This is a genomic window from Sphingopyxis sp. SE2, assembly GCF_032227185.1.
GTDB lineage: Bacteria > Pseudomonadota > Alphaproteobacteria > Sphingomonadales > Sphingomonadaceae > Sphingopyxis.
This window is the reverse complement of sequence record NZ_JAPMXW010000001.1, coordinates 2,022,625-2,041,015: the sequence shown is the minus strand read 5'-3', so window position 1 is coordinate 2,041,015 and position 18,391 is coordinate 2,022,625. Positions and strand designations below refer to the sequence as shown.

Genomic DNA, 18,391 nt, shown 5'->3' with positions numbered 1-18,391 from the left:
CCACTGGAATTCGCGTGACAAAGCGTCTATGGCGCGCGATCCGGGGCGCAGGGGGGATGGCGAAGTTTCGCCTCTTGCCAGTGGTGATTTAATTAGGTAATACACCTCGCAGAGGATTGATCCTGTTGTGCGGGATCGGGGAGGGCAGGCGCATCCGCGCCTTCCGCGTCACGATGCCGCGCATGGCAGGGAGGGTTTTGGGCGTGAACTACGAGCGGAAAGTGGATTCGATGGACAGCCTGGCGGGCACGCAAAGCTTTTATGAGGACGCCGACGACAGCCGGCGCAAGCGGATGCGGCTGATCGTCGCGCTGGTGCTGATCGCGCTCGCGCTCGGCGCGGCCTATTACGCCTTCACCAGCAGTAAGGGCGCGGCCGATGCCGAGGGAGCGGCGGGTTCCGCGGCGGTTCCGAACGTCACTGTGGTCATTCCGGGCCGTGTGTCGGTAGAGGCGGCGATTGCCGCCAACGGCACGATCGCGGCGCGCCGCGAAATGCCCGTGGGCGTCGCGGGCGAGGGCGGGGAGGTCGTTCGCGTCCTCGTCGAGCCCGGCCAGTGGGTCGGCGCCGGGCAGACGCTGGCGGTGATTGACCGTTCGGTGCAGACGCAGCAGGCGGCGAGCCTCGCGGCGTCGATCCGCGTAGCGCAGGCCGACGCCGAGCTGGCGCAAGCCGAACTCGAGCGCGCGCAGGCGCTGGTGGGCCGCGGCTTCATCTCGAAGGCCGATATGGATCGCAAGCGTGCGACCCGCGACGCCGCCAATGCGCGCGTGCGCGTCGCGCAAGCGCAATATGCCGAAGCGACAGCGCGCAACGACCGGCTCAACATCGTCGCGCCCGCCGCCGGGCTTGTGCTGACGCGGCAGGTCGAACTGGGCCAGATCGTCGGCGCGGGCAGTGGGGTGCTTTTCCGCATGGCGCGTGGCGGCGAGATGGAAATGCTCGCGCAGATGGCCGAGGCCGACCTCGCGCGCGTCAAGGTGGGCACACGCGCGACCGTCACGCCGGTCGGCACCGACGTTCAGATTGCCGGGCAGGTGTGGCAGGTATCGCCGGTCGTCAATATGGATACGCGCCAGGGCATGGTTCGCATCGCGGTTCCCTATTCATCGGTGCTGCGTCCGGGAGGATTCGCCGACGCGCGGCTCGTGTCGGGCACGGCGGAAGCGCCGCTGCTCCCCGAAAGCGCCGTACAGAGCGGTGCCGAAGGCAATTTCGTGCTGATCGTCGGCAAAGACGACAAGATCGAGCGCAAGCCGGTCAAAGTCGGCGCGGTCAGCGATGCCGGCGTATCGATCGCGTCGGGTATCACGGGCAACGAACGGGTCGTGACGCTCGCCGGCGCCTTCCTCAACGTCGGCGACAAGGTGAAGCCGGTACTGCAGAAGTCGTCGCAATAATCCGGTCATCGGTATCGCATTCGCACAAGGGCGTCTGAGTCATGAGTTTCCGCAACATTTCCGCTTGGTGCATTCGCAATCCGGTGCCGCCGATCGTCCTGTTCGTGCTGCTGTTGCTCGCGGGGCTCGTCAGCTTCAACCGGATGGACGTCAACGACAATCCTGACGTCGAATTTCCCGCGGTGCAGGTGATCGTCAGCCAGCCCGGCGCGGCGCCGACCGAGCTCGAGACGCAGGTCACCCAGCGCGTCGAGGCGGCGGTTCGCGGCGTGAGCGGCGTCGACGAAATGTCGTCCTACGTCAGCGAGGGCAGCAGCCGAACGATGGTGCAATTTGCCATCGGTACACCGATCGACCGCGCCTATAATGATGTCAACCAGGCCGTGCAGCAGATCCGCAGCGACCTGCCCGACGGCATCCTCGAGCCGCAAGTCGTGCGCGTCGATATCGCCGGCGGCCCGATCACCTATTTCGCGGTCGAGGCGACCGACATGACGCTGGAGCAGCTGTCGTGGTTCGTCGACAATACGGTCGCGAAGGAACTGCTCTCGATTCCGGGAATGAGCCAGGTCCGCCGCTCGGGCGGTGTCGATCGCGAGATTCGCGTGATCCTCGATCCCGCGCGCATGCAGAGTTATGGCCTGACCGCGAGCCAGGTGAACCAGCAGCTGCGGCAGGTCAATGTCAACGCCGCGGGCGGGCGCACCGAGATTGCGGGCTCCGAACAGGCGGTGCGCGTGCTCGGGAATGCGGGCAGCGCGTATCAGCTGGGCGAAACGCGCATTTCGATCGGCGATGGCCGCACGATCCGCCTCGCCGATGTCGCCAAGGTCACCGATGGTTATGCCGAGCAGCGCAACCTTGCGAAAATCGCGGGACGCCAGGTGCTCAGTTTCTCGATCGAGAAGGCGAAGGGCGCGTCGGACGTCACGATCCACGACGAGACGATGAAGAAGCTCGAAGAGATCAAGAAGAACAATCCCAAGGTCGATTTCAAGATCCTGTTCACGCGCACCGAATATACCAAGGAGCAATATCGCAGCTCGATGGCTGCGATGATCGAAGGCGCGGTGCTTGCGGTTGTCGTGGTCTTCCTGTTCCTGCGCGACTGGCGCGCGACGCTGATCAGTGCGCTCGCGATCCCGTTGTCGGCGATCCCGACCTTCTGGTTCATGGAGATGATGGGCTTTTCTCTGAACGGCCTGTCGCTGCTCGCGCTGAGTTTGGTCGCGGGGGTGCTCGTCGACGACGCGATCGTGGAGATCGAGAATATCGTCCGGCACATGCGCATGGGCAAGACGGCTTATCAGGCTTCGATCGATGCCGCCGACGAGATCGGCCTTGCGGTCGTCGCGACGACGATGTCGATCGTCGCGGTGTTCCTGCCCGTTGCGTTGATGCCCGGCGTGTCGGGGCAGTTCTTTATCCAGTTCGGCATGACCGTCGTCTTCGCGGTGCTGATGAGCCTTGCTGTTGCGCGCATGATCACGCCGATGATCGCGGCCTATTTCCTGTCGGCGCAGGGCGAACAGAGCCATGCCGAAGGGCCGTGGATCGACCGTTACGAACGGGTGCTCGGTTTCACGCTCGACAGCGCGAAGCAAAAGGTCGTGAAGGCACGGTACGAGGCGTTCCCGACCCGGCTGATCTTTTTCCTGGTGCCGTTCATTGTTGCGGGCGTCGCCGTGCTGGCACTGACGTTCCAATATTTCCAGCCGGTGCCCGCGGGTCAGGATGCGCCCAATCCGGCGCTGCATTTCCTGCTGATGACGCCGCTGTCGGCGATCATGGCTTTCCTGCTGACGAGCCTGCTGATGATCTTGGGCGGGGCGCTGGCCTATGCCGCGGGTATGCGGCGTTTCGCCTTCACCAACTGGGCAAAATTCATGCTTCAGCGCGCCTATGCGCGGCTGTTCGACCATCGCGTGTGGATCGTGGGCATCGGCATCCTCGCCTTTGCGTCGAGCATCGGGCTGTTCATGATCCTGCCGCAGCAGTTCCAGCCGACCACGAACAGCGATTACAGCCAGATCCGCTATGAATTGCCGCCCGGCTCGACGCTTTCACAGAGCGAGACGATCGCGGACCAGATCAACGCCATCCTGCGCGACGACCCGGTGGTCGAGAATGCCTTTTACGACGTCAATGTCGGCGGCGGGAATGCGTTCCTGACGCTGAAGAAGGATCGGCCGGTCACCAGCGTCGAATGGGAACGCGGCCTGCAGCCCAAGATGGCGGCGATCCCCGACGCGCGCGTGTCGTTCCAGAGTCAGTCGGGCGGTTTTTCGGGCCGCGACATCACTTTCATCGTCGGCGGCGACGATCCGGTGGCGCTCGAACGCCATGCGCGCAAGATCGTCGATGAGATGAGCAAGCTCAAGGAATTGCGGGCGGTTCGGGTCGAGGGTGATATTCCGCGCCCCGAAATCATCGTCAACCCGCGCATGGACCTCGCCGCCGAACTCGGCGTGACGACCGCGGCGCTCAGCCAGACGATCCGCATCGCGACGCTCGGCGACATCGACCAGAATGCGGCGAAATTCTCGCTGTCCGATCGTCAGATCCCGATCCGCGTGCTCCTGTCCGAAGATTCGCGCCGCAGCCTTGCGACGATCGAGAATCTACCGGTTCCGACGTCGCGCGGGACGACGGTTCCGCTGAAGGCGGTCGCCGAGATCGGCTTCGGTGCCGGGCCGACCGAGCTGCGCCGCTACAACCAGACGCGGCGCATCGTGATCGGCGCCGACCTCGCGCCGGGGCTGGTGACGGGCGATGCGCAGAAAAAGATCGACGCGCTGCCGTCGATCAAGAACATGCCGCAGGGAATTCGCAAGGTCATCCAGGGCGATGCCAAATGGCAGGCCGAGATGCTGCAGAACTTCATGATCGCGGTCGTGTCGGGCTTGATGCTGGTGTTCGCAACGCTGGTGCTGCTCTACCGCCGTTTCCTGTCGCCGCTGGTCAATATGTCGTCGCTGCTGCTGGCGCCGCTGGGCGGCCTGCTCGGCCTGCTGATCACGGGCATGGAAGTGTCGATGCCGGTGTTCATCGGGCTGCTGATGCTGCTCGGCATCGTCGCGAAGAACTCGATCCTGCTCGTCGATTTCGCGATCGAGGAAATGGACAAGGGCATCGGCAAGACCGCGGCGTTGATGGATGCCGGCCGCAAGCGTGCGCAGCCGATCGTGATGACCACGGTCGCGATGGTCGCGGGCATGATCCCCACGGCGATATCGCTGTCGGGTGACGGCGCGTGGCGCGCGCCGATGGGCGTGGTCGTGATCGGCGGGCTGATCCTGTCGACGCTGCTGACGCTGTTGATCGTGCCGGCCGGTTTCAGCCTGGCCGACAGCATCGAAAAGCGCCTGGGCCGCTTCTTCTCGACTAACCTGCTAACCTACAAGCCGGGCGACGACACGCGGCCGCATGCGGCGCCCGCGCCAGATCCGGCGGAGTGATGAACGGCAACCGGCGCGGCGACCGACCGCGCCGGTTGCAACCTTTGCCCTGTTTCGCCATTTGGTTCGCATGACCGACATCGCTTCCAGCCGGCCGATGGGCGTCGCCATCGCGGCGAAAGGCTCCAATATCCGCGTCGTCGCGACCGGCATGCTGATCGTGATGGCGCTCGTCTTCATCGGCGCGAAATATTTTCAGGATGTACATCCCGCGGTCGGCTTCGTCCGCGCCTTTGCCGAAGCGGCGATGGTCGGGGGGCTCGCCGACTGGTTCGCGGTCACGGCATTGTTCCGCCATCCGATGGGTCTGCCGATCCCGCATACGGCGATCATCCCGCGCAACAAGAACCGCATCGGCGATACGCTCGCGCGCTTCCTGCTCACCAATTTCCTGCTGCCGCGCCTGATCGCGCGCAAGATGCAGACGGTCGACGTCGCGGGTGCGGTCGGCAAATTCCTGTCCGAGCCGGGCGAGGGCGGCGGGCGGCTGCGCCTCGGCGCGTCACGGATCATCGCCGACGGGCTCGGTGCGCTCGACCAGCAAAGGCTCGGCGGCATGGTCAAATCGGCGATCGCCGATCGCCTGCGCGAACTCGACGTCGCGCCACTGCTGGGACAGGCGTTGCAGGCCGCGCTCGCCGAGGGGCGGCATCAACCCCTATTGGATGCGATGGTCAAATGGGGATCGAAGACGCTCGAACTTAACGAGCATCTGATTCACCAGATGGTCCACGACAATAGCAACGCGATCGTGCGCTTCACTGGGCTCGACGAGAGCATCTCGAACCGCATCGTCGCCGGCCTGTCGAAACTGCTGAGCGAAATGGCGGTCGACGAGACGCACCCGCTGCGTATCCGCGTCGAGGAAGGGCTCGCCAAGATGGCGCTCGACCTCCAGCACGACCCCGAGGTGAAGGCGAAGGTCGCCAAGGTCCGCGACGAATTGCTCGAGAACAAGGCGGTAAAACGCTGGCTCGATGGCCTGTGGGAGCAGGGGCGAAGCGCGCTGCTCAAGGCGGCGCGCAACCCTGACACGATGCTTGCGGGCCGGATCGGCGAACTCGTCACGCAATTCGGCGCGATGCTAGGTGAGGATGCGGGCATCAAGCGCACGCTCAATCGCTATGCACGCCGCGCTGTCGTCGGTATCGTCGACAGCTATGGCGAAACCGCGCTCAAGCTGGTGTCCGACACGATTCGCGGCTGGGATGCCAAGACGATCACCGACCGGCTGGAAAATGCGGTCGGCGACGACCTCCAATATATCCGCATCAACGGCACGCTCGTCGGCGGATTGGTGGGCGTGCTGATCCATACGGTCGATGTTTTGATTTGAGATGGATCGGCCAATCCCGTTTGTGCTGAGTTTGTCGAAGCACCGTCCTTCTTCTTGCGATGCTGAAGGGAAGAACGGCGCTTCGACAAGCTCAGGGCGAACGGGTTAGGGGAGGCAGGCCGCCAGACCCTCACGAAACGTTGGGTAGCGCGGCGTCCAGCCAAGCAAGCGTTTCGCTTTGCCGTTCGCGACGCGGCGGTTCTCGGCATAGAAGGCACGCGCGGCGGGCGACAGGCCGGCTTCTTCGAGCGACTGCAGTTGCGGCAATGGCGCGCCCAGCATCGCGCAGCCCCATTCGACGAGCCGGTTCTGGGGACAGGGTTCGTCATCGGCGAGGTTGTAGATTCCCGCCGGGCCCCGGAATGAGGCGATCACGCCGCCTGCGATATCGTCGATATGGATGCGGCTGAAAACCTGATCGGGCAGGTCGATGCGGTGCGCTCGCCCCTCGCGGATGCGATCGAGGATCGAACGGCCGGGACCGTAGATGCCGGGGAGGCGAAAGACGCTCACCTCGCTGCGCAGCGTTGACCAAGCCGCATCCGCGGCGTTTCGATCGGCGCGGCGGCCCTTGACCGGGGCGCTCTCGTCGACCCACGCGCCGCGCGTATCGCCATAGACGCCGGTCGAGGAAAGATAGCCCGTCCAGGCGGCCGGAGCGAGCGCGATGGCCTCGCCATAGCGCGCGAGCACCGGGTCGCGACCTTCGGCCGGCGGAACCGACGAGAGGATATGCGTCGCGCCGCGCAATGCCTTGTGCACCGCGCGCTCGTCGTCGAAGGCGATGCCGCCCGCGCGCCCGTCGCGCGTCGTTCCCTCGACCTCCCACCCGCGCGCGCGCAGCCGTCCGGCAAGATGGCTCGCGGCATAACCCATTCCGAAAATCAGCATCTGTGCCATCGCGCGCCTTATTGCGCGTCGGCGGCGTCCTGCCTAGATCGATTGGATGACCGACCTCTCTTCCACGCCCGCCGTCCCCGTCACCATCCATCGCGGCGATTATCGCCCGCCCGAATGGCAGGTTCCGGACATCGCGCTCGATTTCGCGCTGGGGCTCGACGAAACGAAGGTCGCCGCGGTGCTGTCGGTCGTGCGTCATGCCGATGTGCCCGCGCCGCTCGTGCTGCGCGGTGACGGGCTGACCCCCGCCGCGGTGCGCGTCGACGGCGAGAGCTGGAACGACTGGCACATGGACGGCAGTGACCTGATCGTCGATCTGGGCGAGCGGATCGCGGCGACCGTTGAAATCGAGACATTGATCAACCCGGCGGCGAACACCCAGTTGATGGGCCTCTATGCCTCGAACGGCATGCTTTGCACGCAATGCGAGGCCGAGGGTTTTCGCCGCATCACCTTCCATCCCGACCGGCCCGACGTGCTGAGCCGCTACAAGGTGCGGATGGAAGGCGACAAGGCGGCGTTCCCGATCCTGCTGTCGAACGGTAATTGCATCGAGCGGGGAGAGGGTGAAGGCAGTACGCACTGGGCATTGTGGGAAGATCCGTGGCCGAAGCCCTCCTATCTCTTCGCGCTCGTCGCGGGCGATCTCGTCGTCAACAAGGACAGCTTCACGACGATGTCGGGGCGGAGGGTCGAACTCGGCATCTGGGTGCGTGAGGGCGACCTCGATCGCACCGGCCACGCGATGGAGGCGCTCAAGAACAGCATGAAATGGGACGAGGAGGTCTATGGCCGCGAATATGACCTCGACCTGTTCAACATCGTCGCAGTCGGCGATTTCAATATGGGGGCGATGGAGAATAAGGGGCTCAACATCTTCAACACGCGCTATATTCTGGCCGACCCCGACACCGCGACCGACCTCGATTATGACGGGGTCGAAGGCGTCGTCGCGCACGAATATTTCCACAATTGGTCGGGCAACCGCGTCACCTGCCGCGACTGGTTCCAATTGTCGCTGAAGGAAGGCTTCACCGTCTTTCGCGACCAGAATTTCTCGGCCGACATGGGATCGCCGCCGGTCAAGCGGATTGAGGACGTCCGTCTGCTCCGCGCGGCGCAATTCCCCGAGGATGCGGGGCCGCTCGCGCATCCGATCCGTCCCGATAGCTATCAGGAAATCAGCAACTTCTACACCGCCACCGTCTATAACAAGGGCGCCGAGATTATCCGGATGATGCACACGATGGTCGGCGCCGAACGCTTCCGCAAGGGCACCGACCTCTATTTCGAGCGCCACGACGGCGAGGCGGCGACGTGCGAGGATTTCGTCCGCGCGATCGAGGATGGCGCAAAGGTCGATCTAGCCCAATTTCGCCTGTGGTACGGGCAGGCGGGTACGCCGCGGATCACCGCGCGGATCGAAACCGACGCGGCGAGCGGCGATTATACGCTCCATCTGGCCCAGGCCGTGCCGCCGACGCCGGGGCAGCCCGACAAGGCGCCGATGCTGATCCCGCTGCGTATCAAGGTTCATGATCCGGGCGGCGGCCACGGGGAAGAGGCGGAGCAGCTCGTGCTGCTCGACCGCGCTGAAATGACGGTGTCGCTGGGGCGCTATCGCAGCCGGCCGATGCTTTCGATCAACCGCGGTTTTTCGGCGCCGGTGATCGTCGATTTCGCGCGTGAAGACGGCGAGCTCGCATGGCTCGCCGCGCACGACGACGATCCGTTCGCGCGCTACGAGGCGTTGCAGCAACTGATGCTCGATACGCTCGTCGCCGCGGTGTCGGGCAAGGGCGGCGCCAGCGGCGCGGTGATCGAAGCCGTGGCGCAGACGCTGGCGGGCCGCGCCGACGACCCCGCCTTCGTCGCCGAGGCGGTGCTGCTTCCCAGCGAAGCCTTTATCGGCGACCAGATGGTGACGGTCGACCCCGATGCGATCCGCCGCGAACGGCTGGCGTTGCAGGCTGCGATCGGTGCCGCGCTCGAAGCCGAATGGCGGTCCGTCCTCGTCGGTGATGCGCCCGCGGCGACCGACCTGTCGCGCGACGCGAAGGGCGGCCGCCGCCTGCGCGGCGTGGCGCTCGCCTATCTCGCCGCGGCAGGTCTCGGCGATGCGTCGGCGCTGGCTTTTCGCATCTTCTCCGGCGCCGACGGAATGACCGAGCGGCAGGCGGCGCTCGCGACGCTCGCGCATGGCGACAGCGAAGAGCGGGTAGCGGCGCTCGACATCTTCTATCAGCGTTATCGCGACAATCCGCTCGTGCTCGACAAATGGTTCCAGGTGCAGGCCTGGTCGCTGCGCCCTGATACCGTCGATGCGGTGAAGGAACTCGCGCAGCATCCCGATTTCACGCTGGGGAATCCCAATCGCGTGCGTTCACTCTATGGCGCGCTGACGGGCAATCAGGCGGCGTTCCATCAGGCCGACGGGACGGGCTACCGGCTGATCGCCGACCTCGTCATCGCGCTCGATCCGAAGAACCCGCAGACCGCGGCCAGGATGATCCCGCCGCTCGGCCGCTGGAAACGGTTCGACGAGGGTCGGCAGGCGCTGATGCGCGCCGAGCTCGAGCGCATCCTCGCGCAGCCCGGCCTGTCGCGCGACGTGACAGAGCAGGCGTCGAAGAGTCTCGCTGGCTGATCATGCGGTTAGGCGGGGGCGAAGAGCTTCGTCCCCGCGACGCCGATGACGATCAGCGCCATGAAGCCAAGCTGTACGGCGCTCACCTTCTCGCCGAACAGGATGATCCCGCCGATAACGACGCCGATCGCGCCGAGTCCGGTCCAGATCGCATAGGCAGTCCCGGCTGAAATACCGCGCATCGCAAACGCGAGCAGCGCCATGTTGAGGAAACTCAGCGAAACGGGAACGATCGAAGCTTGCCAGCTGCCGATCGTCGCCGCCCATTTCAGGCTGAGCGCCCAGATGATTTCGGTGACAACGGCGATCGCGAGGATGACCCACGCCATGGCATGGTCCTTTCAAGTCTGCGGGCTCGAAAGGACGGGCGCAGCCGGAAACCCGAAAGAGGCTGCACGCAGCGGCAGCAACCTGCCGTGGCCGCGCCTCTAGGCGCGCCGTGCGGCAAAGGCAAGCGGTGCATGCTCAGCCCTTGGCCAGCCAGGCGAGGAGCTCGGCGTTCAACCGTTCGACATGCGTCAGCGGCAAGCCGTGTGGCGCGCCCTCGTAGATGCTGAGCGTCGCATTTGGGAGGAGCGCGACGGTTGCCGTTGCGGTCAACGCGAGCGGCGCCGAGGCGTCGCGGTCGCCGTGGACGACAAGCGTCGGGACGTTGATCTTTCGTACATCGGCGCGAAAGTCGGTGGTGAAATTCGCTCGCGCGAGCTGGGCTGCGCCGAGCAGCGAGGTCGACATCATCATATTCTGGCCCCATGCCACCATCGCGGGCGAGGTCTCGGGGGTGAAGAAGGGTTTGGTGTTGGCGGCGATCCACGCGGGGAAGTCGCGCGCAAGCAGGTCGGCGCCCGCTGCAAGTGTGGCCGGATCGATGCCATCGGGATTGTCGGGACGCTTCACCAGGCAAGGGGTGATGGTGCCGACGAGCACGATGCGCGCGACGCCGCGGCCGCCGTGCCGGGCGAAATAGCGCGCGACCTCGGTGCCGCCCATCGAATGCGCTACGATGGTTACGCCGTCGAGCTTGAGCCCGTCGATCACCGCCGCCAGATCGTCGGCGAGCGTGTCATGGTCATAGCCGCGCCCCGGGTCGGCCGAGCGGCCGTGCCCGCGCCGGTCATAGGCGATCGCGCGACGGCCTTTGCGCGCGAGCGCGAGCATCTGATAACCCCAGAAATCGGACGGCAGCGCCCACCCCGAGAGGAACAATACGGGCTGGCCCGCACCCCAGTCGCGGACGAACAACGACGTTCCATCCTTTGCGGCGACGAAGCTCTCGGCGGGCCGTTTTGCGTCCGGGGCTGCGGCAAGGGCGCGCGTCGGCGCCAAAAAGGCGCCCGCCGCGGCTATGCCTGCCAATGTCATGATTTCGCGTCTCTGCATCCGTCCCTCCTGTCGATGTGATGGAGCGACGATAGGGCGATGCCGGCGGCTAAGCGATTACCTCAGGGGTAATCGAAACAGATACGGCGGACGGAAGGATTTCTATCCGCCGAGCCATCCCGCGACATCGACCGCGACCTTGTTCGCGGCGCGGGTCAGCGCTTCGCCGACGGCCTTCGCCTCGACCTTGCCGCTGATCGGCTCGCGCGCCTCGAAGCGGCGCTGGGTGACCGTCTTGCCGCCCGCGGCGACGAGCATCGCCTGATAGGCGACGACCACCTCGTTCGAACGCGCATCGACGCCGAATTCCATGAGCTGTCCCGCGAGCTGTTCGCCCGGCGCGGTCAGATATTGTCCCTCGTCGAGCACGACGCGCGAGGTGCGCGCGGCGACGGTTTCGGACACCAGCCGCTGGAACAGGCGCGACGGCGCCTCGACCCATTGCGCATCCTTCACATAGGTCACGCTCGCATCATCCTGTTGCACCGGGATGCGCGTCGTGCGCAGCTTCTGGGGTGCGGTCGGGATCAGGATGGTCAGCGTCGCCGCCTCGGCAGCGGTGCGCGCGGCGCCCGCCTGCGGCTCGGCCTCGGGATCGAGCGTCAGCAGGAAGGGGGGCGTCTTGCCGCCGAGCCCGATGCAGCCCGACAGCGTCGCGGCCGCGACAGCGGCAATGAGCGGGGCGCGAAATCTACGCATCATGGGCATCCTCATTCCTTGTAATCGGGCAGCTTGCTGCCGCCGAGCAGCGCGCCGGCGCCCTGCTGGTCGAGTTTGTCGGTCAGGCTCGACAGCGAAGCGGAAGTGCGGCGCAGGTCGCGGATCAGCGCGTTGGTTTCGGGGATCGTCGTTTCGCTGAACGTCTTGAGACCGGGCCGCGCATCGGCGATCGCCCCTTCGAGCGTCTTCATCGATTCGTTCGCCGACGCAAGCGTGTCGCGCAGGTTGCGCATCGCCGGGTCGACGTTGCGGTCGATCGTCCCCTGCGTCGCGGCGGCGAGGCTGCCGATCTGTTCGGCCGCCTGGCCCGCCTGCTGGACCGCGATGCGCGTGTCGGCGAGCGCGCGTTCGAGTGCGGGGCCGTTGCGCGCGAGCGTCGCGGTGGTCGCTTCGATATTGTTCAATATATTGGCGAAGCTTTCCTGATTCTTGTCGTTCGCGAGTTCCGCGAGACGCTCGCTGAGCGTCGACAGGCGCTGGAGCAGTTGCGGCGCGGTGTTGAGCAGTTCGCCGAGCCCGCCGACGCGCGTCGGGATCACCGGCTTGCCGGCGGGGCCCTTGTCGGTGATTGGCGGCGCGCCCTTGACCGCGCCGTCGAGCGAGATCTGCGACACGCCCGTAAAGCCGACGCCTTCAAGCGCGGCGGTCGTACCCTGGAGCACCGGCACCCCTTCGTTCACCTCGATGCGGACGCGGACGAACTGCGGATCGTCGGGCCAGAGCGCGATCTCGCGCACCTGTCCCGACGGCACGCCGGAGAATTGCACCTGCGCGCCCTTGTTCAGCCCGTCGACCGACTGTTTGAAAAATATGTCATATTCGCGTTTCGTGCCGCCGCTGTCATTGGCGAGCCAGACGACGAACACCGCGAGCGCCGCAGTGAAAAGGAGGACGAAGGCGCCGACGAGGACGTTGTTCGAGCGTGTTTCCATCAGCTGTTCCTATCGCGCGCGCGCGGTTTGGTTCCCGCCCGCTGCAGCACGGCCGCGCGGCCCGTTGAAATAATCCTGTATCCACGGATGTTCGGTGGCAAGCAGTTCGGGAATGGTCCCCACCGCGATCACCTTCTTTTCCGCGAGCACCGCCACGCGGTCGCAAGTGGCGTAAAGCGTGTCGAGATCGTGCGTGATGAGGAAGACGGTGAGGCCCATCGTATCGGCGAGTTCGCGGATCAGCTCGTCGAACTTGGCGGCACCGATCGGGTCGAGGCCGGCGGTCGGCTCGTCGAGGAAGAGCAGCGCCGGGTCGAGCGCGAGCGCGCGCGCGAGCCCCGCGCGCTTGACCATCCCGCCCGACAGCTCGGCTGGATATTTGGGTCCGGCATCGGGCGGCAGGCCGACCATCTCGACCTTGTAGGCGGCGATTTCGTCGAGCAGATTCTTGTCGAGCCGCGGATAATATTCGCGCAGGGGAACCTGGATATTTTCCGCGACGCTCAGCGTCGAAAACAGCGCACCGCCCTGGAACATCACGCCCCAGCGCCGCCGCAGGTCGCGCGATTCCTCTTCGTCGGCGATCGTGTCGAGCGTCTTGCCATAGACTTCGATTTCGCCCGCGGCCGGCGTTTGCAGCCCGATGATCGAGCGCATCAGCACCGACTTGCCGGTGCCCGATCCGCCGACGACGCCGAGAATCTCGCCCGAGCGCACGTCGAGATCGAGCCCGTCGTGGATCACCGCGTCGCCGAACTGGTTCTTGAGCCCGCGGATACAGATGGCGCGCTCGAACTTCTCGGGCCGCACGGCGTCGGCGGCGGCCAGCTCCTCGCGGATTTCGATATCGGTCTCTTCGGCCATCAATTCCATCCCAGCGACGAGAAGAAGACGGCGAACATCGCGTCGAGGACGATGACGAGGAAGATCGCGGCGACAACTGCGGAGGTCGTCCGCTGCCCGACCTCTTCGGCGTTCTGGCGCACCTGCATACCTTCATAGCATCCGGTAACGCCGATCAGGACGCCGAACACCGGCGCCTTGATCAGCATGATCCAGAAATCGGTCATCGGGATGATTTCGCGCAGACGCTGGATATAGGTGAGCGGCGGGATGTCGAGCCCGACCCAGCAGAAAAGGCCGCCGCCCGCGATCGCGCAGAGGCTGGCGTAAAAGCCGAGCAAGGGCATGGTGATCGTCGACGCCGCGACGCGCGGCAGCACGATCGCTTCCATCGGCGAGACCCCGATGGTGCGCATCGCATCGACCTCTTCGGTCAGCTTCATTGTGCCGATCTGTGCGGCAAAGGCCGAGCCCGAGCGGCCGGCGACCATGATCGCGGTCATCAACAGGCCGAGTTCGCGGATCGAGGCGCGGCCGACGAGATTGATCGTGAACACCTCGAGCCCGAATTGTTCGAGCTGTACCGCGCCCTGCTGCGCGATGACGATGCCGATCAGGAAACTCATCAGGCCGATGATCGGCAGCGCGTCGACGCCGACGGTCTGGAAGCGCGTGACGATCGCGTTCCAGCGCAGACGGCGGCGCGCGCGAATCTGATTGAAAAGGGCGACGATCATCGCGCCGAAAAAGCCGATGATGCCGAGCAGTTCGTGCCAGATCGCGACGCTCGCGGTGCCGACCTGTTCGAGCATCCGCATCCACGCCGGGCGGCGGTCGCGGTGGACGCGATATTCGCTCTTGTCGCTGGCGAGGGCGTCGAGCAGGCGCTTTACCTCGGCGCTCGCGCCGACGACCTGAGACCCATGTTCCTTGGCGGTGCGCGTCACGATCCACGCGCCGACCGTATCGATCCGGTCGATCGCCGACAGGTCCAGCGTCGCGATCGCACCGAGCGCGTCGAGCCGCGCGGGCACGTCGCCCAGACGGGCGAGCGTCAGTCGGCCTGTGAAGCGGACTTCGGCGCCGTCAGCTCCATCGCTATGTTCGAAATCCGCCCTGGCCACCATCGTACGGGCGACATTGTATTATTTGACCCATAACGGCAAGCAAATCCATGGTGTAGCTTACGATGTCTTGGCGGTGCCAAGTCGCCCGACTAAGGAACGGGGATGGACGATCCGCTTGTCACCGCCATTCCCGATTATGCCCACCGCGTCGCCGTGTACGACATGGACCGGACGATAACGCGTTCAGGGACTTACAGCGGGTTCCTCATCCATGTTGCGCGGCGGCGGCAGCAATGGCGGCTCTTGCTCCTGCCACTCGTCGGCCTGGCGGGCGCGGCCTGGTCGCTGCGCCTGATCGACCGGTCGCGGCTGAAGGCGATCAACCTCCGGCTGCTGGTGGGAAAGCGTTTTCGCCGCGCCGAGATCGCGCCGCTTGCCGAAAGCTATGCCGACAAGGTGGTGGCGAGGGGATTACACCCCGCGGCGCTCGACCAGATCGCCGCCGACCGCGAGGCGGGATACCGGCTGCTGCTCGCGACGGCGTCCTTCCATCTCTATGTCGACGCGATCGCGCGGCGGCTGGGGATCGACGACGTGCTCGCGACGCGGCTCGACGAGCCCGACGGCGCCGACCACATCCACGCGCGCCTTGCCGGCGAAAATTGCTATGGCGATGCAAAATTCGCCCGCATTTCCGACTGGCTCGCCGCGAATGACATCACGCGCGAGGCGGCGCATGTGCGCGCCTATTCGGATCATGTCTCGGACCACCCAATGCTGTATTTTGCCGACGAGGCGGTCGCCACGACGCCGTCGCGTAGGCTCAAACTGCTCGCGCCGAAAATGGGCTGGCAGGTGGTCGACTGGCGCGCGCGGCGCGGTCTTTAGACCGCGTCGAGCGCCTGCGCGAAGTCGGCGATCAGGTCGTCGGCATCCTCGATCCCGATCGACACGCGCACGAGATTGTCGGTGATGCCCAGCGCTTTCTTGCGCTCGTCGGGGACCGACAGGTGGGTCATCGCCGCAGGATGGCTCGCGAGTGTCTCGGTGCCGCCGAGGCTGACCGCGAGCTTCGCGATCTTGAGCGCGTCGAGGAAGCGGAAGCTTTCGGCCTCGCCGCCCTCGATGAAGAGCGAGAAGGTCGATCCGGCGCCGGTGCAGTGGCGGTCGTAGATGTCTTTCTGACGCGGATCGGTGATGAAGCCCAGATAGCCCAGCCCTTCGACCTTGGGATGGTCGCGGAGGAAGGTGCAGACCTTCAGCGCGTTCTCGCCCGCGCGGCTCATTCTGAGTTCGAGCGTTTCGAGGCTGCGCAGCAGCATCCATGCGGTGTTGGGATCGCAGATCGTGCCGATCGTGTTGCGCATCGGGCGGATCGCGTTGATCAGCGCCTGATCGCCCGATACGCCGCCGGCGACGAGGTCCGAGTGGCCGCCGGCATATTTGGTGAGGCTGTAGACGACGAGTTCGGCCCCTTGTTTCAGCGGCTTTTGCCACAGCGGGCCGAGGAAAGTATTGTCGATCGCGATCGCGGGTTTCGCCTCGCCGGGGAAGGCGGCGTCGCGCGCCGCGCGGACGGCTTCGACATCGACGAGCGCGTTGGTCGGGTTCGCCGGGCTTTCGAGATAGACGAGCGCGACCTTGCCGCCCTTTTCGTCGGCCAGCGTCTTGGCCCGGGCGAGGATCGCGTCGATTTCCTCGCGCGTCGCGCCGGCCGGGAAGTCGACGAAGCTGACGCCGAAGCGCGACAGGATACGCGCGATCAGCGTTTCGGTCGCGGCATAGAGCGGGCCCGAATGGACGATCACGTCATTCTGGCCGACGAGCGCGAGGAGCAGGGTGGCGATCGCCGACATGCCGCTCGAAAAGACGAGGCTGTCGTCGGCGCCGTCCCAGACCGCGAGGCGATCCTCGAGGATTTCCTGGTTCGGGCCGTTGAAACGCGAATAGACGAGGCCGTCGGCGGGCCCTTCGCGCTTGCCGGTGATATGCTCGAAAAAGCGCTTGCCCGCCGCCGCGCTTTCGAAGGCGAAGGTCGAGGTCAGGAAGATCGGCGGCTTCAGCGAACCTTCGGACAGCACCGGGTCGTAGCCGAGTCCCATCATCAGCGTTGCGGGGCTGAGGTCCTTGTCGCCGATCTTCTTGCTGTTCGTCTTGGGTTTGCCGCGCATGGCCATGGGATGCTCCTTGAATCGGGCGGCCCTTATAGCGCGCCAAGTTTCGTTTGAAACTATATTGCGCGGGTCACCCGATCATGGCGATGGCCCAGATCACCCCGATCAGCAACGGAACGCCGATGATGTCGAGCGCAAGCCCCGCCTTCAATATGCGCGGCAGCGCGATATGCCCCGTCGCCCAGGCGAGTGCATTGGGGCCGGTTCCCGACGGCAGCATGAAGCCCCAGCTCGCGGCCATCGCAACGGGAAGCGCGAGCAATATGGGGTCGACCCCCGTCGCGGCGATCAGCGCCGCTAGCACGGGCATGATCCCGCTCGCGGTCGCGACATTGCTCGCGAATTCGGTGATCAGGATGGTCAGCGCGACGATCGTCGCGGCGAGCAGGATCGTCGGCACGCTGCCGAGCGGCGCGAGCACCGCGCCGAGCCAGGCGGCAAGGCCGCTCGCGGTGATCGCGGCGGCGAGCGCGAGGCCGCCGCCGAACATCATGATGACGCCCCACGGCGCGCGGTCGGCCTCTTTCCACAGGAGGAGCGGGCGGCCGGTGCCGTCGGGAAGAATGAAGAGCAGCAGGCTGCCCGCGACGGCGATCGTGCCGTCGGTGAGCGCGCCGTCGGGCAGCATCGGTTCGAGCCAGGGCTGCGCGATCCATGCGATAAGGACGAGAAGGAAGATCGGGACGACGCGGCGCTCGGCGGTCGACCAGATCGCCTGATTGCCGAGCGCGGTCGCCGCGGCGGTGCCGTCGAAGGGATGCTCGGCGAGCCGCTGGACGCGCGTGAGGGTCCACATCGCGATCGGGACCGACAGCAAAACGATCGGCACGCCATAGATTGCCCAGTCGAGGAAGGAGATGCGCAGGTCGAGCGCCTTTTCGATCAGCCCCGCGGCGATCGCGTTGGTCGGGCTGCCGACAAGCGTTCCGAGTCCGCCGAGCGAGGCGGCAAAGGCGATGCCCATCATCACCGCGCCCGCAAAGCCGTCGGTCTCGCCGTCCTGCACCCCGCCCGCGCGCACGACCGCGAGCGCGATCGGGATCATGATGAGCGTCGTCGAGGTGTTCGAGATGAACATGCTGAGCAGTGCGGTCGCCGCCATGAAGGCGAAGAGCAGGCCCGATGCCGTCGGCGAAGCGCGCTTGAGCAGCGCGAGCGCGAGGCGCCGGTGCAGCCCGACGCGCTCGATCGCGAGCGCGAGGAAGGCGCCGCCGAGGATCAGGAACAGGATCGGCGAATAATATTCCTTCGCGATGGCATTGGCGTCCATCACGCCGAAGGCGGGCACGGTGAGGAAGGGGAGGAGCGCGGTGACGGTGAGCGGCAGCGCCTCGGTCATCCACCAGATCGCCATCAGCACGGTCAGCGCCGCGACGCGCCAAGCGGTCATTTCCATTCCGGCGGGGGCCGGGAGCAGAAGCATGATGCAGAAGACGACGAAGCCGCCGATCAAGCCCAACCAGCGCGTGCGCGTCATCCTTCCCCCTCTTCCGTCCCTGTCACCCCGTCATCCCGGCGAAGGCCGGGATCTCGC

The 18,391-nt window shown here is 65.7% G+C and carries 14 protein-coding genes; 5 read left to right on the top strand and 9 right to left on the bottom strand.

The window, feature by feature from the left end:
• Positions 1-203 precede the first annotated feature (203 nt).
• The 3 genes from OVY29_RS09740 to OVY29_RS09730 all read left to right on the top strand — a co-directional run bounded on the left by OVY29_RS09740 (position 204) and on the right by OVY29_RS09730 (position 6,194).
• Positions 204-1,400: an efflux RND transporter periplasmic adaptor subunit gene (locus OVY29_RS09740; RefSeq protein ID WP_037555548.1), complete on the top strand. Its 1,197-nt coding sequence runs from the start codon at positions 204-206 to the stop codon at positions 1,398-1,400.
• 41 nt (positions 1,401-1,441) lie between these two features.
• On the top strand, positions 1,442-4,858 hold the full coding sequence (locus OVY29_RS09735) for an efflux RND transporter permease subunit (protein WP_037555523.1): 3,417 nt from the start codon (positions 1,442-1,444) through the stop codon (positions 4,856-4,858).
• 70 nt (positions 4,859-4,928) lie between these two features.
• Positions 4,929-6,194 carry a DUF445 domain-containing protein gene (locus OVY29_RS09730; RefSeq protein WP_081933092.1) on the top strand — a complete coding sequence of 422 codons (1,266 nt, stop codon included), beginning with the start codon at positions 4,929-4,931 and terminating at the stop codon, positions 6,192-6,194.
• A 105-nt stretch (positions 6,195-6,299) separates the two neighbouring features.
• Here OVY29_RS09730 and OVY29_RS09725 read toward each other — a convergent pair whose 3' ends face one another.
• Entirely contained in the window at positions 6,300-7,094 is a 795-nt protein-coding gene (locus tag OVY29_RS09725; RefSeq protein WP_037555522.1) for an epimerase, read from the bottom strand.
• A 46-nt stretch (positions 7,095-7,140) separates the two neighbouring features.
• Here OVY29_RS09725 and pepN point away from each other — a divergent pair, with 46 nt between their 5' ends.
• Positions 7,141-9,741, top strand: coding sequence for an aminopeptidase N (gene pepN / locus OVY29_RS09720; RefSeq protein ID WP_037555520.1), 2,601 nt, complete (start codon positions 7,141-7,143; stop codon positions 9,739-9,741).
• A gap of 8 nt (positions 9,742-9,749) precedes the next feature.
• Here the strand turns inward: pepN and OVY29_RS09715 are convergent, their stop codons facing one another.
• The 6 genes from OVY29_RS09715 to OVY29_RS09690 form a co-directional block, all read right to left on the bottom strand.
• The gene (locus OVY29_RS09715) at positions 9,750-10,070 is read right to left on the bottom strand and encodes a DMT family transporter (RefSeq protein ID WP_037555519.1); all 321 of its coding nucleotides are present in this window, start codon (positions 10,068-10,070) and stop codon (positions 9,750-9,752) included.
• Positions 10,071-10,206: 136 nt separating this feature from the next.
• Positions 10,207-11,121 carry an alpha/beta fold hydrolase gene (locus OVY29_RS09710; protein ID WP_235211520.1) on the bottom strand — a complete coding sequence of 305 codons (915 nt, stop codon included), beginning with the start codon at positions 11,119-11,121 and terminating at the stop codon, positions 10,207-10,209.
• A 102-nt stretch (positions 11,122-11,223) separates the two neighbouring features.
• The gene (locus tag OVY29_RS09705; protein WP_052182262.1) at positions 11,224-11,823 is read right to left on the bottom strand and encodes an ABC-type transport auxiliary lipoprotein family protein; all 600 of its coding nucleotides are present in this window, start codon (positions 11,821-11,823) and stop codon (positions 11,224-11,226) included.
• An 8-nt stretch (positions 11,824-11,831) separates the two neighbouring features.
• Positions 11,832-12,773: an MlaD family protein gene (locus tag OVY29_RS09700; protein ID WP_037555518.1), complete on the bottom strand. Its 942-nt coding sequence runs from the start codon at positions 12,771-12,773 to the stop codon at positions 11,832-11,834.
• A 9-nt stretch (positions 12,774-12,782) separates the two neighbouring features.
• Positions 12,783-13,637, bottom strand: coding sequence for an ABC transporter ATP-binding protein (locus OVY29_RS09695; RefSeq protein ID WP_037555517.1), 855 nt, complete (start codon positions 13,635-13,637; stop codon positions 12,783-12,785).
• Complete coding sequence (locus tag OVY29_RS09690) at positions 13,637-14,743, bottom strand: ABC transporter permease (protein ID WP_037555516.1); 1,107 nt, start codon at positions 14,741-14,743, stop codon at positions 13,637-13,639. The genes OVY29_RS09695 and OVY29_RS09690 overlap by 1 nt, the downstream gene beginning before the upstream one ends.
• 102 nt (positions 14,744-14,845) lie before the next feature.
• On the opposite strand from OVY29_RS09690, the gene OVY29_RS09685 reads away from it, so the two are divergent.
• The gene (locus OVY29_RS09685) at positions 14,846-15,571 is read left to right on the top strand and encodes an HAD family hydrolase (RefSeq protein ID WP_052182261.1); all 726 of its coding nucleotides are present in this window, start codon (positions 14,846-14,848) and stop codon (positions 15,569-15,571) included.
• Here the strand turns inward: OVY29_RS09685 and OVY29_RS09680 are convergent.
• Together OVY29_RS09680 and OVY29_RS09675 are read right to left on the bottom strand one after the other, a co-directional pair.
• Entirely contained in the window at positions 15,568-16,860 is a 1,293-nt protein-coding gene (locus OVY29_RS09680; protein ID WP_313911208.1) for a cystathionine gamma-synthase family protein, read from the bottom strand. The two genes, OVY29_RS09685 and OVY29_RS09680, sit on opposite strands and share 4 nt — an antisense overlap.
• Positions 16,861-16,927: 67 nt before the next feature.
• A complete protein-coding gene (locus OVY29_RS09675) occupies positions 16,928-18,334 on the bottom strand; it encodes a DASS family sodium-coupled anion symporter (RefSeq protein WP_313911207.1) in 1,407 nt (468 codons plus the stop codon).
• Positions 18,335-18,391 lie beyond the last annotated feature (57 nt).